Annotated in this window: 21 protein-coding genes and 1 pseudogene; 8 read left to right on the top strand and 14 right to left on the bottom strand. The window is 73.7% G+C overall.

Annotation, left to right across the window (positions count from 1 at the left end; all coding sequences use genetic code 11):
- Nucleotides 1-97 precede the first annotated feature (97 nt).
- On the bottom strand, nucleotides 98-736 hold the full coding sequence (locus HD593_RS10930; RefSeq protein ID WP_185102057.1) for a TetR/AcrR family transcriptional regulator: 639 nt from the start codon (nucleotides 734-736) through the stop codon (nucleotides 98-100).
- Between the two features lie 135 nt (nucleotides 737-871).
- Between HD593_RS10930 and HD593_RS10925 the strand changes: the two genes are divergently transcribed.
- The 3 genes from HD593_RS10925 (at nucleotide 872) to HD593_RS10915 (ending at nucleotide 3,608) form a co-directional block, all read left to right on the top strand.
- Nucleotides 872-2,053, top strand: coding sequence for an NAD(P)/FAD-dependent oxidoreductase (locus tag HD593_RS10925; RefSeq protein ID WP_185102056.1), 1,182 nt, complete (start codon nucleotides 872-874; stop codon nucleotides 2,051-2,053).
- A gap of 120 nt (nucleotides 2,054-2,173) precedes the next feature.
- Nucleotides 2,174-3,385 (top strand): cytochrome P450, encoded by a 1,212-nt coding sequence (locus tag HD593_RS10920; protein WP_185102055.1) that lies wholly within the window; start codon nucleotides 2,174-2,176, stop codon nucleotides 3,383-3,385.
- Between the two features lie 28 nt (nucleotides 3,386-3,413).
- Complete coding sequence (locus HD593_RS10915; protein ID WP_185102054.1) at nucleotides 3,414-3,608, top strand: ferredoxin; 195 nt, start codon at nucleotides 3,414-3,416, stop codon at nucleotides 3,606-3,608.
- Nucleotides 3,609-3,657: 49 nt separating this feature from the next.
- On the opposite strand, the gene HD593_RS10910 is transcribed toward HD593_RS10915, so the two are convergent.
- Complete coding sequence (locus tag HD593_RS10910; protein WP_185102053.1) at nucleotides 3,658-4,131, bottom strand: RrF2 family transcriptional regulator; 474 nt, start codon at nucleotides 4,129-4,131, stop codon at nucleotides 3,658-3,660.
- A gap of 83 nt (nucleotides 4,132-4,214) precedes the next feature.
- Here HD593_RS10910 and HD593_RS10905 point away from each other — a divergent pair, with 83 nt between their 5' ends.
- On the top strand, nucleotides 4,215-4,958 hold the full coding sequence (locus HD593_RS10905; protein WP_185102052.1) for an SDR family oxidoreductase: 744 nt from the start codon (nucleotides 4,215-4,217) through the stop codon (nucleotides 4,956-4,958).
- Between the two features lie 31 nt (nucleotides 4,959-4,989).
- Complete coding sequence (locus tag HD593_RS10900; RefSeq protein ID WP_185102051.1) at nucleotides 4,990-5,649, top strand: cyclase family protein; 660 nt, start codon at nucleotides 4,990-4,992, stop codon at nucleotides 5,647-5,649.
- Between the two features lie 63 nt (nucleotides 5,650-5,712).
- On the opposite strand, the pseudogene HD593_RS65085 reads toward HD593_RS10900, so the two are convergent.
- From HD593_RS65085 to HD593_RS10875, 5 genes and pseudogenes are all read right to left on the bottom strand, one after another.
- Nucleotides 5,713-6,402: pseudogene (locus tag HD593_RS65085) on the bottom strand (low temperature requirement protein A); the annotation flags it as partial.
- A 55-nt stretch (nucleotides 6,403-6,457) separates the two neighbouring features.
- The gene (locus tag HD593_RS10890) at nucleotides 6,458-6,895 is read right to left on the bottom strand and encodes a hypothetical protein (protein ID WP_185102050.1); all 438 of its coding nucleotides are present in this window, start codon (nucleotides 6,893-6,895) and stop codon (nucleotides 6,458-6,460) included.
- 83 nt (nucleotides 6,896-6,978) lie between these two features.
- A complete protein-coding gene (locus HD593_RS10885; protein WP_185102049.1) occupies nucleotides 6,979-7,764 on the bottom strand; it encodes a phosphotransferase family protein in 786 nt (261 codons plus the stop codon).
- An 11-nt stretch (nucleotides 7,765-7,775) separates the two neighbouring features.
- Nucleotides 7,776-8,117, bottom strand: coding sequence for a DoxX family protein (locus HD593_RS10880; RefSeq protein WP_185102048.1), 342 nt, complete (start codon nucleotides 8,115-8,117; stop codon nucleotides 7,776-7,778).
- Between the two features lie 69 nt (nucleotides 8,118-8,186).
- The gene (locus HD593_RS10875; RefSeq protein ID WP_185102047.1) at nucleotides 8,187-8,519 is read right to left on the bottom strand and encodes a DUF6968 family protein; all 333 of its coding nucleotides are present in this window, start codon (nucleotides 8,517-8,519) and stop codon (nucleotides 8,187-8,189) included.
- Between the two features lie 47 nt (nucleotides 8,520-8,566).
- Between HD593_RS10875 and HD593_RS10870 the strand changes: the two genes are divergently transcribed.
- The 3 genes from HD593_RS10870 to HD593_RS10860 all read left to right on the top strand — a co-directional run bounded on the left by HD593_RS10870 (nucleotide 8,567) and on the right by HD593_RS10860 (nucleotide 11,758).
- Nucleotides 8,567-9,139, top strand: coding sequence for a hypothetical protein (locus HD593_RS10870; protein ID WP_185102046.1), 573 nt, complete (start codon nucleotides 8,567-8,569; stop codon nucleotides 9,137-9,139).
- A 197-nt stretch (nucleotides 9,140-9,336) separates the two neighbouring features.
- Nucleotides 9,337-10,347 carry an Acg family FMN-binding oxidoreductase gene (locus HD593_RS10865; RefSeq protein WP_221524721.1) on the top strand — a complete coding sequence of 337 codons (1,011 nt, stop codon included), beginning with the start codon at nucleotides 9,337-9,339 and terminating at the stop codon, nucleotides 10,345-10,347.
- The gene (locus tag HD593_RS10860) at nucleotides 10,340-11,758 is read left to right on the top strand and encodes a nitronate monooxygenase (RefSeq protein WP_312903424.1); all 1,419 of its coding nucleotides are present in this window, start codon (nucleotides 10,340-10,342) and stop codon (nucleotides 11,756-11,758) included. The genes HD593_RS10865 and HD593_RS10860 overlap by 8 nt, the downstream gene beginning before the upstream one ends.
- Nucleotides 11,759-11,800: 42 nt before the next feature.
- Here HD593_RS10860 and HD593_RS10855 read toward each other — a convergent pair whose 3' ends face one another.
- Genes HD593_RS10855 through HD593_RS10825 form a run of 7 tightly spaced genes read right to left on the bottom strand, consistent with a single transcriptional unit; the run spans nucleotide 11,801 to nucleotide 20,555 of the window.
- Entirely contained in the window at nucleotides 11,801-13,015 is a 1,215-nt protein-coding gene (locus HD593_RS10855) for an MFS transporter (protein WP_281402451.1), read from the bottom strand.
- Nucleotides 13,012-13,476, bottom strand: a complete 465-nt coding sequence (locus tag HD593_RS10850) for a hypothetical protein (protein ID WP_185102045.1) — start codon at nucleotides 13,474-13,476, stop codon at nucleotides 13,012-13,014. Before HD593_RS10850 ends, HD593_RS10855 begins: the two co-directional genes overlap by 4 nt.
- Nucleotides 13,477-13,482: 6 nt before the next feature.
- Nucleotides 13,483-13,986 carry a hypothetical protein gene (locus tag HD593_RS10845; protein WP_185102044.1) on the bottom strand — a complete coding sequence of 168 codons (504 nt, stop codon included), beginning with the start codon at nucleotides 13,984-13,986 and terminating at the stop codon, nucleotides 13,483-13,485.
- A complete protein-coding gene (narI, locus tag HD593_RS10840) occupies nucleotides 13,983-14,675 on the bottom strand; it encodes a respiratory nitrate reductase subunit gamma (RefSeq protein WP_185102043.1) in 693 nt (230 codons plus the stop codon). The genes HD593_RS10845 and narI overlap by 4 nt, the downstream gene beginning before the upstream one ends.
- Entirely contained in the window at nucleotides 14,672-15,349 is a 678-nt protein-coding gene (gene narJ / locus HD593_RS10835; RefSeq protein ID WP_185102042.1) for a nitrate reductase molybdenum cofactor assembly chaperone, read from the bottom strand. The genes narI and narJ overlap by 4 nt, the downstream gene beginning before the upstream one ends.
- Entirely contained in the window at nucleotides 15,346-16,899 is a 1,554-nt protein-coding gene (narH, locus tag HD593_RS10830) for a nitrate reductase subunit beta (protein WP_185102041.1), read from the bottom strand. Before narH ends, narJ begins: the two co-directional genes overlap by 4 nt.
- Complete coding sequence (locus HD593_RS10825) at nucleotides 16,899-20,555, bottom strand: nitrate reductase subunit alpha (protein ID WP_185102040.1); 3,657 nt, start codon at nucleotides 20,553-20,555, stop codon at nucleotides 16,899-16,901. The genes narH and HD593_RS10825 overlap by 1 nt, the downstream gene beginning before the upstream one ends.
- Nucleotides 20,556-20,651: the final 96 nt, after the last annotated feature.

Here is a 20,651-nt window from a genome sequence, read left to right as displayed (position 1 = left end):
CCGGCCGCGCCGGGCACTCTCCCTCCCGGAACCCAACGGCCACGCCCGATGCTCCCCCGCCCGCCCCCGTCACGCATCGGCACAATCACCGGCCCGCTCAGGAAGGCGGCGTCGCCTCGATGCGATAGAGCGAGTGGAACAGCGGCCAGGTCAGCGCGGCCATCTCGGCCGGAGACCGGGGACACCCGCCCCGCAACCACTCGGCGGCCACCCCGATGAGCGCCCCCGCCGTGAACGCCGCGGGCACGTCCAGCGGCAGCTCCAGCACCGCCCTGGCCCGCTCGGGCACGCCGGCGCCCTCGACGGCCTCGCGCAGGCGCTCCTGGATGGCGACCGTGCTGCGGTGGCGGATGTGGTCGGCCACGCGCGCGCTGCCCTGCGGCCCCAGCAGCGCGCGGTAGAGCCCGGCGTGCTCGGCGAGGCTGGCGAAGAACGCCTCCAGCGACTGGGTGGCCTCCTCGGCGGGGTCGGCCACGTCGAAGTCGCCCGGCAGCGCCTCGATCAGGTTGTCGATCATTGCCGTGCAGGCGGCCTCGGCCAGCTCGTGCACGTCGCGGTAGTGGTCGTAGAAGGTCGAGCGGCTCACCCCGGCGAGCTCGGCGACGTCGGCGACGGTGATGCGGGACAGGTCCTGCTCCTCGACGAGCCGGAGCAGCGCCCGCGCCAGGGCGGCCTGGGTGCGGCGCACGCGCCGGTCGCCCGAGGCGGGGGTGCTGCTTGCTCTGCTCGTTGCCACGTCTTCACCCTACCGTCTACCTACATGTGCAGGTTTTCCTACAGATGTAGGGTAATGTATGGGCGAAACGAGGGAAGGACGACGACACATGCGGGTTCCTGCACGTAGCGCCACCTCTCGCCGGAGCGGATCGGCGTGACCGCGCCCGGCAGCGTCCTGATCGTCGGCGCATCGGCCGCCGGCCTGAGCACGGCCGAGGCGCTGCGGCGCCAGGGCCACCGGGGGCGGCTCACGCTGCTCGGCGCCGAGCCGCACCTGCCCTACGACCGGCCGCCGCTGTCGAAGCAGGTCCTGGCGGGCGACTGGGAGCCGGGCCGGGCCCAGCTCCGCACGCAGGCGCAGCTGGAAGCGCTGGACGCGGAGTTCGTCCGGGGCGAGCCGGCCGTCGCCTTCGACGCCGCGGCCCGCGAGGTGCGCACGGCCACCGGCCGGGTGCTGCGCGGCGACGCCGTCGTCATCGCGACGGGCCTGACCCCGTGCCGCCTGCCGGGGCAGCGCGGGCTCGCGGGGGTGCACGAGCTGCGCGGCCTGGACGACGCGCTCACCCTGCGCACCCACCTGACCGCCGCCAGGCGGCTGGTGGTCGTGGGCGAGGGCGTGCTGGGCGGCGAGATCGCCGCGACGGCCCGCAAGCTGGGCCTGGACGTCACGCTGGCCGGCCTCGGCCCGGCGATCCTCGCCGACCAGGTCGGCGGCCCGGTGTCCGAGCTGCTCACCCGCACGCACGCCGAACGCGGGGTTACGCTGCGGCTCGGCGTCGCGGTCGAGGAGCTGGCCTCGGCCGGCGGCCGGGTCACCGGCGTACGGCTGGCCACCGGCGAGCTGCTGCCCGCCGACGCGGTCGTGGTGGCCATCGGCTCCCGCCCGGCGACCGGCTGGCTGTCGGGCAGCGGGCTCCCGCTCGGCGACGGCGTGGAGTGCGACTCGCGCTGCCGCGCCGCCGAAGGCGTCTACGCCGTCGGCGACGTGGCGTCCTGGCTTCACGAGGGGTACGGCAGGCGGCTACGCCTGGAGAACCGCACCAACGCCACCGAGCAGGCCCAGGTCGTGGCCGCCAACGTCCTCGGCGCCGACCGCCCGTACGAGCCGATCCCGTACTTCTGGACCGACCAGTACGACATCAAGATCCAGGCCCACGGCCTGCCGTCGGCCACGGCCGAGGTGAGCATCGCGGAAGGCGACCCGGGGCAGGGCCGCTTCGCCGCGCTCTACCGGGAGAACGGCCAGGTCACCGGCGTGCTCGGCTGGAACATGCCGAAGCAGGCCCGCGTACTGAGACAGCAGCACCTCGCCACCCGGCCCGTCACCACCGCGTGACGGCAGCACCTCGCCCACCCGGGCCCGTCGCGACCGCGTGACAGGCCCTCACCAGCGATCCAGGCATGACACGGGCCGCCCGGGGGCGGCCGAACGATCCGCGCACGAGGAGAATGCCGAATGAGTGTGAACGAGCAGGTTCTGAGCTATCCGATCCCCAACGACGCGGCGCTGGACCCGCCCGCGGAGTGGGCCGAGCTGCGCAGCGGGTGCCCGGTGGCCCACGTGAAGCTGCCCAGCGGCGACTCGGCCAAGCTGATCACCCGCTACGAGGACGTCAAGCAGGTGCTGGCCGACCCGCGCTTCACCCGCCAGCTCACCGCCCCGGACGCGGCCCGGCTGACGGCCGACGGCACGGGGGTGTTCAACAGCGCCCTGGCCGAGATCATCCCTGACAGCGGCGACGGGCACCTGCACTGGCGGCGCCTGGTCGGCAAGTGGTTCACGGCCAAGCGCATGGCCGCCATGCGGCCTCAGATGGCGCAGATCGCCGAGGACCTGATCGACGACCTGGTCAAGCGGGGCGCCCCCGGTGACCTGCGGGCGGCGCTGGGCTTCCCGCTGCCGGTGTACGTGATCTGCGACATGCTCGGCGTGCCGGCCGAGGACCGGGACAGGTTCTCGTACTGGTCGGACACGCTGCTCAACCTGACCCGCTACGGCAAGGAGGAGATCGACGCCGCCCAGGCCGAGTTCTTCCAGTACATGTCCGACCTCATCGCCGCCAAGCGCGCCGAGCCGGGCGAGGACCTGCTGAGCGAGCTGCTGGCGGCCGGCGGCCCCGACGACGGCGGGCTGGCCGACCTCCAGATCATCGTCACCGGCATGGCGCTGCTGGTCGCGGGGCACGAGACCACCGCCAACATGATCGGCAAGATGGTCTCCATGCTGCTGGCCGACCGCGCCCGGTGGGAGGCGCTGCTGGCCGACCCGTCGCTGATCCGCGGCGCCGTCGAGGAGACGCTGCGCCTGGACGCCAACTCCGGCTTCGGCCTGCCCCGTTACCTGCCCGTGGAGGCGGAGATCGGCGGCGAGAGCCTGCCCAAGGGCACGACGGTGATCTGCAGCATGGCCGCGGCCAACCGTGACGAGAGCGCCTTCGAGGCCGCGGCCGAGATGGACCTGACCCGCAGCCCGAATGCGCACCTGGCCTTCGGCTCCGGCGCCCACTCCTGCCTGGGCCAGTCGCTGGCCCGTACCGAGCTGCAGGTCGTGCTGGAGGTGCTGCTGCGCAGGCTGCCGACTCTGGAGCTGGCGGTGCCGGTGGCGGAGCTGGAGCGGGTGGAGGGGCTGGCGGTCGGCGGCCTGCGTACGGTGCCGGTCCGCTGGTGACAGCGATCAACGAGGAGGGAACCCGGATATGAAGGTCACCGTCGACGAGGACAAGTGCTGCGGCGCGGGATCGTGCGTGCTGATCGCGCCCGAGGTGTTCGACCAGCGGGAGGATGACGGCATCGTGGTCCTGCTGAACGCCGAGCCGGGCGAGGACCAGCACGCGGCGGTCCGCGAGTCCGCCGCGGTCTGCCCCGGCGCCGCCATCGAGGTGAGCGAGTAACGCGAAGATCGGAGGGCGCACGTGCGAAGGACCGCACGTGCGCCCTTCGTCATGTCCTGCCGGTGAGGCGGGACCGGGTGCGCTCCGGCGCGTACGCGGGCAACTCGGCGAGGATGTCGGCGAGCGAGACCCCGGCGAGGCTGGCCCGCCACGCCCGGTGCGCGTCGGCCATCTTCTCCGCCAGGACGCAGACGCGCCGGCACTCCTCGGGCGGCAGCGCGCCCCGCCCCTGCTGGCGGATCTCGCGGCACTCGTACGGCATCGACGCGCCGTCCACCGCCTCGACGATCTGCAGCAGCGTGATCTCGGAAGCCGCCCGCGCCAGCCTGAACCCGCCCCTCGGCCCCGTGGTCGCCGCCAGCACCCCGGCCTTGACCAGCGACTGGAGCTGCTTGGCCAGGTAGGGCGCCGGGAGGTCGTAGTAGGCGGCGAGCTGCGCCGCCGACGCGGTGGCGCCCGGCTCCAGCTGGGCCAGCGACGTCGCGCAGTGCAACAGCCATTCGGTACTCACGGGCAGCTTCACGATCGACAGCATATCGCGGATATTGCGGATCTATTTAGTCCGAGATACGGTCGCAGTGATACGAGATCGCGAAGGAGACCATCATGCGGATCGCCGTTGCCGGCGCGACCGGGAACATCGGAGCCCTGACCACCACCGCCCTCGAACGGGACGGCCATGACGTGGTGCGCATCAGCCGCTCCCTGGGCGTGGACCTCGTGACCGGCGAGGGGCTCGACGCCGCGCTCGCCGGCGTGGACGCGGTGGTGGACACGATCAACGGCCAGGCGGCCTCGCCCGAGGAGACGGTGGCCTACTTCGCCGGCACCACGCGCAACCTGCTCGCCGCCGAGGAGCGGGCCGGCGTGCGCCACCACGTGCTGCTGTCGATCGTGGGGGTGCACCGGGTGGAGGGCAACGCCCACTACGCCGCCAAGCGCGAGCAGGAGCGCCTGGTGGAGGCGGGCCCGGTGCCGTGGACGATCGTGCCTGCCACGCAGTTCCACGACTTCGCCGCGATGGTGGCGAGCTGGACGGAGCGGGACGGCGTGGCCACGATCGCGCCGCTGCTCGTGCAGCCGATCGCGCCGGCCGACGTGGCCGAGGTGCTGGCCGAGATCGCGGTTGGCGACCCGAAGGGACGCTACGCCGACGTCGCCGGGCCCGAGCCGCAGGACCTGGTGGACATGGCCCGCCGCACGCACCAGGCGCGCGGGCGCGAGGTGAGGCTGGTGCCGTCGTGGTCGGCGATGTTCGGGCCGGAGATGGCCGGCAACGCGCTGCTGCCCGGCGAGGGCGCCCGCCTCGCGCCGACCACCTTCGAGGAGTGGCTCGCCACCCAGCGATAACATCGGGGAGCGTCGAACACGAAGGGCTGAGATGAGCGAGCTGGTGGACCTGTCACATGTCGTCGAGCACGGCATGATCACCTACCCCGGGCTGCCGGGCCCCGAGATCGGCGACCACCTCTCGCGGGAGGCGTCGCGCGGCAGCTACGCCCCCGGCACGGAGTTCCAGATCGGCCGCATCGGCATGGTGGCGAACACCGGCACCTACCTCGACGCGCCGTTCCACCGCTACCCGGACGGCATGGACCTGAGCGAGCTGCCCCTGTCGAGGCTGGCGGGCCTGGCGGGGGTGCTGGTGTCCGTCGGGGAGCCGAGGGCGATCGGGCGCGAGGCGTTCGACAAGCACGAGGTACGCGGCAGGGCGGTGCTGGTGCACACGGGCTGGGACCGCCACTGGCGCACCGAGCGGTACGGCCACCCCTCGCACCCGTTCCTGACCTCCGACGCCGTCGATTGGCTGGTCGAGCAGGGGGCCGCCCTCGTGGGCATCGACTCGCTGAACATCGACGACGTCGGCGACCCGTCCCGCCCGGCCCACACGAAGCTGCTGGCCGCCGGCATCCCGGTGGTGGAGCACCTGACCGGGCTGGAGCGGCTGGCGGGGCGCTCGTTCGACTTCCACGCCGTCCCGCCCGCCGTGCGGGGCATGGGCACCTTCACCGTACGGGCGTACGCGGTTCTGAACGGCTGACCAGGCCGCCGGGCCGAAGAGCGCCGGCGCGTAGAAGCCGCCGAGGGGCGTGCTCTCGCAGGCGTGCGCCAGCACGCCCTCGACGCCCAGCGCGGTCACGATGATGCCGGCGACGATCGGGAAGTGCCCGTAGGTGTAGGCCTCCACGACCATCTTCACCCGGGCGGCGCCGGTGTGGGCCGGCCGGTGCTCGGCCGCGAGCGCGACCGTGTCGAAGTAGAGCCGCCGCAGGCACACGGCGACGCCGATCCCGAGCACGGCGGCCATGAGCAGCGGGATGCTCACGGCGTGCGCGCCGGCGCCGGCGCCGATGGCGATGGCGATGATCGACTCGCCGATCGCCAGCAGGATGAACACGCCGTGCCGCTCGCTCCGGTGAGCGGCGCTGTGCACCCGCCAGTTGCCGCTGCGGGAGGCGAGATAGGTGCCCGCCCAGTCGACGAGCAAGCCCCCGCGAACAGCGCCGTCTGCGCCCACCCGCCCAGCAGCGCCCCCGCCACCAGGAACGGCGTGCCCGCCAGCAGGGACGCCCAGGACAGCAGGAGCTGCCGTCGCGACCGCGCTCCCGCCGCGCAGCACGCCCTGGCCGGCCCGGCCTGGTCGCCCAGCCAGGTGTAGGCCTCCCACGTCCCCCACAGCAGGGCCAGCAGCAACAGGCCCTGGAGCAGGCCGTGGGCGCTCCTCCTGACAGCCTCGGACCGCGCGGCCGCTCCCCCTGGTCGGCCGTGGCCGGCACTCCTTCTCAGGTCCCATGTGGCGATTCGCCGACCCGAGGGTATGGGGACCGGTTACGCGGGGCTCACTCGAGTCAGAAGTACTGCTTGACGCGGAACTCGCGGACGAAGAGCGGGGCCGAGGCGCGGCCGAGCACCTTGACCTTCCTGAGGTGGGTGGCCTTGTCGATGGTCACCTTGACGCACTTCATGTACACCTCGTGATGCCCGGGCGGCGCGTACCGGGAGATGATGATCCCCCGCCTGCCGAAGCCCCGCCCCGAGAGGCCCACGCCGACCTCGCGGTAGGCGAGCCAGGAGCCCTTCAGCGGGAACGCGGTGGAGCCGACGATCGCGTGGTTCGACTCGTCGGGGCAGTGCAGGAGCACCCGGATGACGTCGTTCTGGTGCGGCGCGTACGGCGTGACGAAGAAGGACGTGAGCTTGCGCCACGGCGGCGGGTCGGCGTGGGCGGTCCCCGGTGCGGCGGTGACGAGGACGGCCGCCGCCGCCATGCCGACGATGGCCCGCATTCGCCCTCCCCGCCCGCTGTGACCTGGCCTTTTCCCATTGTGACCAGGCCGCGGCCCTCTGGGCGTGACGCCACGCCGCGCGATCAGCGGCCGGGGCTGAGACGGCGGGCGACGTCGAGCCAGGCGGTGACATCGGAGGCGGTGTGGTGGCGGATGGCCCAGTCGACCAGCCGCAGGCTCAGGTGGGCCCAGCAGGCCGGTGCCGACTCCGTGTCGGGGACGTCCACGCGCAGGCCGGGGTCGCGGCGGGCCAGGTCGAAGCGGAGGGTGTGCAGGTCGAAGTCGGCGTCGCCGCGCGTGGCGCCGTCCCAGTCAATCACGCCGGTGACCGTGCCCGCCGCGTCCACCAGCACATTCTCGGGGTGGAAGTCGGTGTGCACCAGGTCGTCGCCCTCTAGGGCGTCGGGGAAGGCCCGGCCGATCTCCTCGACCTGGTCGAGCAGGTGACGGGTCCGGCTGTCGTACGTGCGCAGCGAGCCGTGCAGGCAGTAGCCGGGCCCATCGTCGCGCAGGTGGAGGCGGTGCGGCGGCAGGTCGGCGCGGCCGGCGAGCAGGCCGCGGCAGCGGGCGTTGATCTCGACCATGTGCCGCACCGTCGCCTCCGACGGCACGCGGGAGATCGTGCCGGGCAGCAGCTCCTGCACGATCACCGGCGAGCTGACCAGCTCGTACGCCGGCGCCGGGATGCCCGCCGCCCGCGCAACCTCCAGCAGGTGGCGCACGTCGGGCCCCCGGGTCAGGACCGAGCGGTGGCCGTCGGGCCAGCGTACGTACGCGGCACCGACCTCACCGCCCGGGCACGGCCCCGCGTAGGTCAGCGGTTCGGGGATGTCGTGGTGGACGTCGAGCTTGGGCACAGGAGGAAGCATCACGGGTTCCTTCATACTCCGAGCAGGAACGCGCCCACCACCGGAGCCAGGTACAGCAGGGGGAACGGGAGGTGGGCGTACGAGCGGGCCCTGGCGACGGTGACGACGGCGCCCGTGAAGTAGAGCACCAGGCCGATCGTGGCCAGGACGCCGATCACCGGCACGAACAGCCCCGCCAGCAGGCCCAGCGATCCGGCGGCCTTGGCGGCGCCGAGCCACGGCCACCAGCGGCGGGCGACGCCGTACTCGGCCAGGGGCTCCACGACCCACTTGGCGTGGATGAAGACCGACAGGGCCGAGAAGCCCACCCAGAGGGCGGCCAGGACGGTGACGATGGTGTAGGCGAGGTTCATCGGATGCTCCTTCGTGGTGCGTTTTCGAGGTCTTCATCGCCTTGACCCCCCGCACCGCGAAAGTGTGACTCAGAAGCGCGGCACGATTTCCATGCCGAGATCCGGCTGTCCCAGCCAGTCGAGCCGGACGGCCGCGGCCGCCGCCCGCTCGCCCAGCTTCAGCCGCACCTTGTACACGCTCAGCAGGAGGGCCTGCAGCGAGTCCACGCCGAACGACGCGCCCACGCCCTCCTCCCCCAGGCCCACGATCTGGTGCGGGCAGCACCAGTCGCCGCTCGTGCTCAGCTCGTCGGGGCGCGGCCTGCCGAACCTGACCGTCACCTGGCTGCGGGCGCCGTCCGCGGTCACGGCCTCGATCTGCCGTTCCGCCATGATCTCGCCGAGTTCGTACGTCATCGCCATGGTCATCAGTCTGACCGACGAACGGGCCCGGCGGTAAACTGCCCGATATGCGGCGTTTGAGCAGTACGGTGGTCGTGGTGGCGGGGGACGGCGCCGCCGGAGTGGTCGCGGGGCTGGACCAGCTGCACAACGTGCGGGCCATCGTCCGGGGCGAGCGCGGCGCGGCCGAGGTGATGGAGCTCGCAGGGCGGTCGGCGGCCACGTACGTCGTGCACGACGCCGACCCGCTGGCCGGGGTGGCGGCGGCGTGGGCCGGCTACTTCGACGGCACCGGCGTGGTGGGCGCTCTCGAAGTGGCCATCGAGCAGGCGCTGGGCGAGCTGCGGGCCGGTCGGCTGGTGCTGCCCGACTACTACCTGGTGCTGGAGCCCGACGAGCTGACCCAGACGTGGCGGCACTGGTGGCTGGGGGTGCTGGCGGGGGCGGCGCCCGTGCGGGTGGTGCCGGTGGGCGCCTCGTCGGCCGCGGTCGCGCAGGAGCTGGGGCGGCTGGCGGCCGGGCGGTGGTGGCCCGCCGACCTGGAGGGATGGCTGCGCGCCCTGCCCAAGGTGGTCCCCGACCAGGCCGGCCTGCCCGCCGCCGGCCGCGTCCAGGACCAGGCCGGCGCCGCGCTGACCTGAGCACCCGGCCCGTGCCCGCCTCGCTCTCCCCGCCGCCGGCACCGCGCCGGCCTGAGCGCCGGCCCGCGGCCGCCTCGCCGGCCTGAGCGCCCGGCACGCGGCCGGCACGCGGCCGGCACGCGCACGGGTCCATCGGGCCTGTTCTGAAGGACTTTGGTCCCTGCCTCGGGCGTGGCGGATCACGAGATCTTGGGTGCATGTCTGCTCATGTTCCCGTGACCGATCCGCCCGGCGCGCCGCCGTTCGCGACGCGTGCCGGGGTGCGCAGGGCGGTGTCCGCCGCCGTGGCCGCGCCGTCCGTGCACAACACCCAGCCCTGGCGCTTCCGCCGGGTCGACGACGCCACCATGGAGCTGTACGCGGACCTCGACCGGTTGCTGATCGTCACGGACCCGATGGGCCGCGGGCTCGGCATCAGCTGCGGGGCCGCGCTGTTCAACCTCAGGCTGGCGCTCCGGATGACCGGCCACGACGCCCGCGTCACGGCCCTGCCCGATCCGGGCGAGCGCCCCGACCTGCTGGCCACCGTGCGCGCCGTGCCGGGGGAGCCGCCGGAGGCCGGCGAGCGCCTGCTGTACGAGATGATCCCGCACCGGCGCACGAACCGGTTCCCGTTCGACGGGCAGCCGCTGCCCCGGGACGTCTTCGTCAAGCTGGTCCACGCCGCCCACGCCGAACGCGCGACGCTGGTGCCGGTGACGGGCAGGGCGGCGCGGCGGGTGCTCGACATGGTGGGCGCGGCCGAGGACACGCTGGCCGCCGACGAGTCTTACCGGGCCGAGCTGGCCCGATGGACCGGCTCGGGCGTGCGCTCCGACGGCGTGCCCGAGCACGCCTTCGGCCCGCGCCCGGTACGCGGCGCGCCACCCCTGCGGGACTTCGCCCCCGGCGCCGCCCGGCCGGACGCCGACTTCGAGAGGGAGCCGCGGCTGGCGGCCCTGTTCACCCGGCAGGACGGGCCGCGGGACTGGCTGCGTGCCGGGCAGGCGCTGCAGCGCGTGCTGCTCACCGCGACCGCGCACGGCGTGGCGGCGTCGCTGTTCAGCCAGCCGCTGGACCTGCGCGCCCCGCAGCACCGCGGCGACCGCCCAGGGCCGTTCGGGCACGTGCAGATGCTGGCCAGGTTCGGCTACGGGCCGGCGGTCGCGGAGGTGCCGCGGCGGCCGGTGTCCGAGGTCGTCGACCTGCGGGAGGCCCGGCGTGGCTGATCCGACCAGCGGGCCGAGGACCCGGCCGGTACTGATCCAGGGCGGGATGGGCGTGGGGGTGTCCGGGTGGCGGCTGGCGCGGGCCGTCGCGATGACCGGCCAGCTCGGCGTGGTGTCGGGCACCGCGCTGGACGTCACCCTGGCCAGGCGGCTGCAGCTCGGCGACCCCGGCGGCGACCTGCGCCGCGCGCTGGCGAGCTTCCCCGTGCCCGGGATCGCCGAGCGGGTGCTCGGCCGCTACTTCGTGCCGGGCGGCACCGCCGAGGGTGTCCCGTACCGGCCGGTGCCCAGGCTCGGCCTGCGCGGCAGCCGCGCGGGCGACGAGCTGACCGTGGTCGCCAACTTCGCCGAGGTGTTCCTCGCCAAGGAGGGGCACGAGGGCCCCGTCGGCGTCAACTACCTGGAGAAGATCCAGCTCGCCACGCCCGCCGCCGCCTACGGCGCGATGCTGGCCGGAGCCGACTACGTGCTGATGGGCGCGGGCATCCCGGCGGAGATCCCGCGCCTGCTCGACGACCTGGCCGGGCAGCGTCCCGGCCGGATCTCGGTCGCCGTGGCGGACGGCGAGGGGCACACGGCGGGGATCGACCCGGTGGCGCTGCTCGGCCGCCGGCTCGGGCCGCTGCCCAGGCCCCGGCTCCTGGCGATCGTGTCGTCGCACGTGCTGGCCGCGTACCTGGCCCGCGCTCCCCTGACGAGGCCCGACGGGTTCGTGATCGAGACGCCGGTCGCGGGCGGCCACAGCGCGCCGCCGCGCGGCCGGACGGTGCTCGACGCGGCGGGCGAGCCGGTGTACGGGCCGCGCGACGAGGCCGACCTGGCCAAGGTGGCCGCGCTCGGGCTGCCGTTCTGGCTGGCCGGCGGGTACGGCACTCCCGGCGGCCTGGAGCGGGCCCTGGCGGCGGGCGCCGACGGGATCCAGGTGGGGTCGGCGTTCGCACTGTGCCGCGAGTCCGGGCTCGATCCGGTGCTGCGCCGGCGGCTGCGCAGGCAGGCCGGGCTGGTGCGCAACGATCCGCGGGCCTCGCCCACCGGGTTCCCGTTCAAGGTCGCCGCCGTGCCGGGGACGCTGTCGGAGCAGGACGTGTACGAGACCCGGCCCCGCCTGTGCGACCTGGGCTACCTGCGGACACCGTACGAGAAGGGGGACGGCTCGGTCGGCTACCGCTGCGCCGCCGAGCCGGTGGACGTCTACGTGCGCAAGGGCCGCCCGGCCGAGGAGGCCGACGGCCGCCGCTGCCTGTGCAACGGCCTGCTGGCCGCGATCGGGCTCGGCCAGCACCGCGCCGGCGGCTACGCGGAACCGCCCCTGCTGACCCTGGGCCAGGACACCGGCTTCCTCGACGGCCTGCCCGACGACTACTCGGCCGCCGACGTCGTGTCCCACATCCTGTTGCAAGCCCACCTGTAAGCCAGGGCGCCGCCGTGCGGCGGCGCCCTGCCGTGTACCCCCTCAGCCGACCGGCAGCTCGGCGGTGCGGCGGGTGGCCGCCGCGCGGATCACGGTGACCGTCAGGGCCAGGGTGATCACGGCCGTGACCGCCAGCAGCGCCAGGCCCAGCCCGTACGACCCGAGCTCCCCGTAGATGAACCCCATGAGCAGCGGCGGCACGAACCCGCCGAGCCCGCCCGCGGCCCCCACCAGCCCCGTGACCGAGCCCACCTTGTCCGCCGGCGCGACCTGCGCGACCAGGGCGAACGTGGCGCCGCTGCCCGCTCCGAGCGCGGCGGCCATGGTCAGGAACGCGATCGTGCCCAGCGGCATCAGCCCCGGCGTGAGCGCCTGCACGCCCGCCATCACGGCGATCACCGCGAACCCGCCCGCCAGCACGGGCACCGGCCCGACCCGGTCCGACAGCCAGCCGCCGATCGGCCGCAGCAGCACCGCCAGCACCACGAACCCGGCCATCCGGTTGGCGGCGTCGGCCTGTTCGAGGCCGTACCCGGTCTGCAGGTAGGCGGGCAGGTAGACGGAGAAGGCCACGTACCCGCCGAACGCCACCGCGTACAGCACGCACGCCTGCCAGGTGATCGGCAGCCTCAGCGTGGCCGCCATGCGCGCCGCCAGCGGCTCGGTCGCCACCGTACGGCCGGGCGCGTCGCGCAGGACCAGCCAGGCGACGGCGGCGTAGCAGGCCAGGACGGCGGCGGTGATCAGGAACGGGGTGGCCGCGCCGCCCGTCCTGACCAGGCTCACCGTGGTCAGGGCGCTGATCGCGGTGCCGCCCATGCCGGCGCCGAACACGCCGACCGCGAACCCGCGCCGGTGCGGCGGGAACCAGGCGTTGACGAACGGCACGCCGACGGCGAAGACCGTCCCGCCGATGCCCAGGAAGAAGCCGCCGGCCAGCAGCGCGGCGAACGACGTCTGCCCCGCCACCCCGATGAACAGCACGGGCACGATGGTCGCGGCGGAGATCAGCGGGAACATCACGCGCCCGCCGAACCGGTCGGTGAGCGCGCCCACGGGGATGCGGCCCAGCGACCCGACGATCACCGGCACGGCCACCAGCAGCGCCTGCTGGGCGGCCGACAGGCCGAGGGACTCCTTGAAGCGGGGGCCGAGCGGGCTCAGCAGCGCCCAGGCCCAGAAGTTCACCGCGAAGCCCAGCGTCGCCAGGGCGAGCATCACCGCCGGTCGGCGGCCGGTGGGCGAAAGGTTCGTCATGTCTTCCTCACAGGGGTTGCGAGAGGTGGTGGGGCCGGCGCTCGGGGGATGCCCGTGCCGCCCAGCCCGAGCCGGGTGTGGAAGTCCTCGACGGCGGCGCGCACGCCGTCGGCGGTGCGGGGGGTGCAGCGGCCGGCCAGCGCGCGGTGGTAGGCCCGGGCGGCGCGGACGGCCGCGGTCATGTCGGCCAGCGGCTCCCCCGCCAGCCGCCCGCCGGCCACCTCCGACGCGATCCAGGCCAGGTAGCCGCGGGCACGCCGCAGGTAGACGGCCCTGCTGGAGTGAGCCAGGCGGGAGCCCGCCAGCGCGGCGGCGTACGCGCGCAACAGCCCGTCGTACGGCGCGGGAAGCTCACCCCCGCCACGCCCGGCGACCGGCTCGCGCACCGCGCGCCCGGCACGCGGCTCGCGCACCGCGCGTCCGGCGAGCGGATCGCACGAGGTGGCGGAAGGCGCTTCCACCGGACGTCACCCCGTGGTGGCGAGCAGGGCGCTCGCGGCGAGGAGCGCGGCGCCCGTCACGGTCAGCAGCGCGCCCAGGCCGATGACCAGGGTGGTGACCTGCCAGGCCTGGTAGGCGTTGAGCAGCGAGGCCCGCAGCATCTGGCCGGTGAAGGCGGTCTGCCGCAGCCGGGTCAGCGCCTCGTCGTCGCCTCCCGCCGCCATCAGCTCGGCGCTGACCTCCGCGTACGTGCGCCCGCCCGTGGCCGCGAGCACGTTGCGCCCGATCACCTCGGCGAAGGCCCTGGCCTGCGGCCCGGTCAGGACGTCCCGGCCCGGGGCCCCGGCGGGCGGCGCCTGGCCGGAGAGGCTGATCGCCTGGCCGGGGAAGCTGATCGCCTGGCCGCGCAGCTCCGCCCGGATGTCGGCACGGCCCCGCGCCCCCTTGAGCGCCATGACCGGCCCCGCCGCTACCATCGCGGCTCCGGCGGCTCCCAGCAGGATCGCGGCCGCGCCGCGCACGGCGCTCATTTCCCGGCCCCCGCGGGCACCGCACGCCGCCGGTAGACGACGTACGGCCGCCACAGGTAGGCGATCGGCGCCGACCAGACGTGCACGAGCCGGGTGAACGGCCAGATGGCGGCCAGCAGCCACGCCGACATCGCGTGCAACTGGAAGATCAGCGGCACGCCCGTCATGAGGTCGGGGTCGGGCCGGAAGGAGAGCACGCCGCGGAACCAGACGGCGATGGTGGCACGGTAGTCGTAGCCGCCGCCGAGCAGGTTCTTGCCCACGGTGGCGCTCATGCCGAGCAGGATCACCACCGCCAGCACCGTGAACAGCACCTTGTCGGCGCGGGTCGTGGTGCGGCGTACCCGTGGGCTGGTGAGGCGGCGGGCCAGCAGCAGCGCGAGCCCGGCCACCACCATGAGCCCGGCCACGGTGCCGGCGCTGACCGACACCAGGTGGTACAGGTGCTCGTCCACGCCGACGGCCGCGGTCCAGCTCTTGGGGACGAGCAGCCCCAGGACGTGCCCGCCGATCGCGGCGAACGCGCCGAGGTGGAACAGCGGCGACCCGAGCCGCAGCAGCCGGCTCTCCAGCACCTGCGTGGTGCGGGTGGTCCAGCCGAACTGGTCCACCCGCCAGCGCCAGACGTGCCCCACGACGAAGATCGTCAGGGCGATGTACGGGACGACGACCCAGAGCACGACGCTCACGGCCGTACCTCCATTTCGTTGAACGGCTGGCCGAGCGGCGGGCCGTACGGCGCGAGGCCGACCTCCTCGGCGGGCGGCCCGGCCAGGGCGAGGCCGGCGACGGCGGCGCGGTCGGCCGCGGACAGCTCGGGCAGCCCGGCGCAGAGCGCGTCGAGCACCAGCGAGTACGGCGACCCGGCGGAGCGCAGGGCGGAGCGGATCAGCTCCAGCCCCCTGCGGTGCTGCCGCAGCGGCGCCTCGCCCGTGACGGGCCCCGCCAGGGCGGCGAACTCGCAGACCACCGGCAGGAAGTCGGGCAGCTCGCCCTCCGGCGGGACCAGCCCGGCCACGCGGTAGCGCTGCTTGAGCGTGAGCAGGGCCATGCCGCGGCGGCGGGTGTCGCCGTGCAGGTAGTAGGTGAGGTAGAGGCTGGACCTGCGGCGCAGGTCGAACGTCTCGACGTAGGAGCGGGCCAGCGGCATCGGCTCGCACTCGCGGTACCAGCCGGTGAACGCGACCAGGTCGTCCCGCCCCGGCGAGACGGGCAGCGCGCCGGCGGCGCGGCACAGCTCGTCGCGGGCGGCCAGCAGGCCGTCGTCGGGGTACTGCAGGAGCAGCGACACCAGCCGCAGGAACGCCGCCCGCTCCCGCGGGCTCGCCTCAGGGGTGGTGTCGGGCCGCGTGCGGAGCTTCACGCCGCACCTCCCTTGCCGCCGGCGAACAGCTTCAGCCCGAGGCGCCCGTCGCCGCGCCTGCCGGTCAGCCCCTCCGGGTGGAAGCCGCCCATGCCCGGCCCGCCCTCCCCGTCGAGGCTGCACCCGTCCACCTGGGCCGACAGCGCGGCGGCGTCCTCGCGGTGCGCGGCGGGCACGACGTAACGCTCGTCGTACTTGGCGATGGCCAGCAGCCGGTACAGCTCCTCCAGGTCGGCCGCGGTCATCCCCACCGCCTCCAGCAGCTCTGCGGACTGGGTGCCGTCGATGGTCCTGGCCCGCATGTACGCCCGCATGGCCGACAGCTTCATCAGCACCCCGGCCACCACCTCGGTGTCCCCCGCCGAGAACAGGCTCGCCAGGTATTCGAGGGGGATCCGCAGGTCGGTGATGGCGTGGAAGACGTTGTCGGGGTCGTCGGCGTCCGCGCCAACGCCGGTGACGGCGTCCAGCACGGGAGACAGCGGCGGGATGTACCAGACCATGGGCATCGTCCGGTACTCCGGGTGCAGCGGCAGCGCCACCCGGTACTTCATCGCCAGCCGGTAGATCGGCGAGCGCCGGGCGGCCGCGATCCAGTCCTCGCTGATCCCGGCGGCACGGGCGGCGGCGACGACGGCCGGGTCGTCGGGGTCGAGGAAGACCCGGCGCTGCGCCTCCAGCAGGTCGCGCGGGTCCTCGACGCGGGCCGCGCCGAGCACGGCGTCGGCGTCGTACAGGATGAGCCCGAGGTAGCGCAGCCGGCCGACGCAGGTCTCGGCGCACACGGTCGGCTGCCCGGCCTCGATGCGCGGAAAGCAGAACGTGCACTTCTCGGCCTTGCCGGTCCTGTGGTTGACGTACACCTTCTTGTACGGGCACGACGACACGCACATGCGCCAGCCCCTGCACCGGTCCTGGTCCACCAGGACGATGCCGTCCTCCTCCCGCTTGTACATGGCCCCCGACGGGCAGGCGGCCACGCAGGCCGGGTTGAGGCAGTGCTCGCAGATGCGCGGCAGGTGGAACATGAACGTCCGGTCGAACTCCAGCCGCACCCGCTCCGCCATCGCGGCCAGGTTCGGGTCCGCCGGGGCGTGCTCGGGGGCGCCGCCCAGGTCGTCCTCCCAGTTCGCGCCCCAGGTGATGGCCAGGTCCTCGCCGGTGATGGCGGACTTGGGGCGGATGACCGGCGTGTGCGGCCCGGCAGGGGCGTTGAGCAGGGTGTCGTAGTCGTAGGTGGCCGGCTCGTAGTAGTCGTCCAGGGCGGGCAGGTCGGGGTTGGAGAAGAGGTTGACCAGCCGCTTGATCCGGCCGCCGGCGCGGAGCTTGAGCCGGCCGCGCCGGTCGAGCTGCCAGCCGCCGCGCCAGCGCTCCTGGTCCTCGTAGCGCTTGGGGTAGCCGACGCCTGGCTTGGTCTCGACGTTGTTGAACCAGACGTACTCGACGCCGTCCCGGTTGGTCCAGGTCTGCTTGCACGTGACGGAGCAGGTGTGGCAGCCGATGCACTTGTCCAGGTTCATCACCATGGCCACCTGTGCCATGACCCTCATCAGTAGGTCACCTCCTGGGTGCGGCGGCGGATCACGGTGACCTCGTCCCGCTGGTTGCCGGTCGGCCCGTAGTAGTTGAAGGCGTAGGTGAACTGCGCGTACCCGCCGATGAGGTGGCTGGGTTTGAGCAGCAGCCGGGTGAGGGAGTTGTGCACGCCGCCGCGCCGGCCCGACTTCTCGGTGAGCGGCACGTTCACGTTGCGGTCCTTGGCGTGGTACATGTACACGGTCCCGGCGGGCATGCGGTGGGAGACGACGGCCCTGGCCACGACCACGCCGTTGCGGTTGTACGCCTCGATCCAGTCGTTGTCGGCGACCCCGATCCGCGCGGCGTCCTCGACGCTCATCCAGATCGTGGGCCCGCCGCGCGACAGCGCCAGCATGTACGCGTTGTCCTGGTACTCGGAGTGGATGGACCACTTGGAGTGCGGGGTCAGGTAGCGGACCGTCACCTCGGCGGCGTCCCCCTCGCCCTGCTCGCCGTAGTGGCGCAGCAGGTTGAGCGGCGGCCGGTAGGCGGGCAGCTGCTCCCCCAGCTCGATGATCCAGTCGTGGTCGAGGAAGAACTGCTGCCGCCCTGTCAGCGTGTGCCACGGCTTGTCGCGCTCGACGTTGATCACGAACGCGGAGTAGCGGCGCCCGCCCGTCTCGGAGCCCGACCACTCGGGCGAGGTGATCACCGGTTGCGGCCTGGACTGCGTGTCCGCGAACGTGATGCGCTTGCCCTCGTGCTCGGCGGCCAGGTCAGCCAGCCGGGTCCCGGTGCGCCGCTCCAGCGTCTCGAAGCCCTGCGTGGCCAGGCGGCCGTTGGTGGTGCCCGACAGCGCGAGGATGGCCTCGCACATGCGGTCGGCCGTCTCCAGCGAGATCCGGCCCTCGGGGGTGCGGCCGTTCTTGCCGCGCAGGTGCACCAGCTCGGGCCCGACCTGGTAGGTGATGCCCTTGGTGGTCAGCCCGAGCTTGCCGAAGAGCGGCCCGATGCCGCGCATGCGCTCGGCGACGGCCGCGTAGTCGCGCTCGATCGTGACGATCCTCGGCATGGTCCTGCCGGGGATCGGCTCGCACTCGCCGCGCTTCCAGTCGAGCACCCGGCCGCCGGGCTGGGCCAGCTCGTCGGGGGTGTCGTGGGCGAGCGGCACGGCCAGCACGTCGGTACGGGTGCCGAGGTGGGCCGCGGCCAGCTTCGAGAACGCGTCGGCGAGGCCGAGGAAGGCATCGTAGTCGGAGCGGGTCTGCCAGGGCGGGGCGATGGCCGGGTTGAAGGCGTGCACGAACGGGTGCATGTCGGTGCTCGACAGGTCGTGCTTCTCGTACCAGGTGGCGGCGGGCAGCACGACGTCGGCGAACAGCGCCGTGGACGTCATCCGGAAGTCGATCGTGGTCAGCAGGTCGAGCTTGCCCTCGGCGGCCTCCTCGCGCCAGGTCACCTCGGCCGGGCGGGTGCCTTCCTCGTTGCGGGTCTCGGCGTCGGTGCCGAGCAGGTGCCGCAGGAAGTACTCGTTGCCCTTGCCGGACGAGCCGAGCAGGTTGGCCCGCCAGACGGTGAGCACGCGCGGGAAGTTGGCCGGGTCGCCGGGGTCCTCGGCGGCGAAGCGCAGGCGGCCCGCGGTCAGCTCGTTCACCACGTGCTCGGCGACCGGGACCCCCTTCAGCCCGGCCTCGTCGGCGAGGTCGAGCGGGTTGCGGTCGAACGTCGGGTGCGAGGGCAGCCAGCCCAGCCGGGCGGCCTGGGCGTTGCAGTCGGCGAACGAGCGGCCCTCGAACAGGCCCTCGCCCAGCGGGCTGGCCAGCTCGTCCGCGCCGATCCGCTCGTAACGCCACTGGTCGGTGGCCAGGTACCAGAACGCGGTGCCCGCCATGTGCCGGGTCGGGCGCTGCCAGTCGAAGGCGAAGGCCAGGTGCTGGAAGCCGGTGATCGGGCGGACCTTCTCCTGGCCGACGTAGTGGCCCCAGCCGCCGCCGTTGACGCCCTGGCAGCCGGTCAGCGTGGTCAGGGTCAGGAACGCGCGGTAGATCTGGTCGGAGTGGAACCAGTGGTTGGTGCCGGCGCCCATCGCGATCATCGAGCGGCCCTCGGTGACCTCGGCGTTGCGGGCGAACTCGCGGGCGATCCTGGCCGTCGTGGCGGCCGGCACGGAGGTGATCTCCTCGGCCCAGGCCGGCGTGTACGGCTGCGCGGCGTCGCCGTACCCGGCGGGCCACTGGCCGGGCAGGCCGTCGCGCGGCACCCCGTACTGGGCCATGAGCAGGTCGAACACGGTGGTGACGAGCTTGCCGCCCACCTCGGCGACGGGCACGCCGCGCCGCATGGCGGAGCCTCCCTCGGTGTCGCCCTGGTCGAAGCGCGGCAGGTCCACCTCCACCGCGCGCCCGCCGAGCAGCGTGAGCGCCGGGCGGGCGCCGTCCAGGTCGAGGTTCCAGCGCCCCTCGCCCTCCTGGCCCCACCGGAAGCCGAGCGAGCCGTTCGGCACGACGGGCGCGCCACTCGCCTCGTCCAGGAAGACGGTCTTGAACGCGGCGTTCTCACCGCCCTCGCTCTCATGTCCGGGCAGGTCGGCGGCGGTCAGGAAGCGGCGCGGGACGTAGGCGTCGCCGCGCGGCTCCAGCGTCACCAGGAACGGCAGGTCCGTATATTTCCGGGCATAGTCGGTGAAGTAGGGGACCTGGCGGTCGCGGAAGAACTCCGACAGCACCACGTGCCCCATGGCCATGGCCAGCGCGCCGTCCGTGCCCGGATGCGGCGACAGCCAGTCGTCGGCGAACTTGACGTTGTCGGCGTAGTCGGGGCTGACCGCGACGACCTTGGTGCCCTGGTAGCGGGCCTCGGTCATGAAGTGCGCGTCCGGCGTCCTGGTGACCGGGATGTTGGAGCCCCACATGATCAGGTAGCGGGAGTTCCACCAGTCGGCGGCCTCGGGCACGTCCGTCTGGTCGCCCCACACCTGCGGGGAGGCGATCGGCAGGTCGGCGTACCAGTCGTAGAAGGACAGCAGCGTGCCGCCGATCATCGACAGGAACCGGGTGCCGGCCGCGAACGACGCCATCGACATGGCGGGGATGGGCGAGAAGCCGACGACCCGGTCGGGACCGTACCGCTTGATGGTGTGCACGTGCGCGGCGGCCATCAGCTCCAGGACCTCGTCCCAGCTCGACCGCACGAACCCGCCCTTGCCGCGCGCCCTCTTGTACGCCCGCGCCCGCTCCGGGTCGCCGGTCAGCTCCGCCCACGCCAGCACGGGGTCACCCAGCCGGTCGCGGGCCTCCCGCCACATCTCCAGCAGCACCCCGCGCACGTACGGGTAGCGCACGCGGGACGGCGAGTAGGTGTACCAGGAGAACGACGCGCCACGCGGGCACCCGCGCGGCTCGTACTCGGGCGACTCCGGCCCCACCGACGGGTAGTCGGTGGCCTGGTGCTCCCAGGTGATCAGGCCGTCCTTGACGAACACCTGCCACGAGCACGAGCCCGTGCAGTTCACCCCATGGGTCGAGCGCACGACCTTGTCGTGCGCCCACCGGTCGCGGTAGAAGCGGTCCCACGCGCCTGGGTCGATCTGGTGCAGCGTACGGCCGTCGGCCGACACCTCGGCCTTGGTGAAGAACGTCCTGGCGGCAAGCAACGGCCCCATGCCGGGAACCGCGTCGATATCGGGCATGGGACCAGCCTCGCGGCCGGCCCAGGGCGGGAGGCAGGGACCAAAGTCCCTACTGAGAGGTCCGATGGACCCGTCGCGGCGGGCCGGTCACGGGTG

This window comes from Nonomuraea rubra (assembly GCF_014207985.1).
GTDB classification, from domain to species: Bacteria; Actinomycetota; Actinomycetes; order Streptosporangiales; family Streptosporangiaceae; genus Nonomuraea; species Nonomuraea rubra.
The sequence above is the reverse complement of the archived record's forward strand: the minus strand, read 5'-3'. Positions and strand labels throughout refer to the sequence as shown.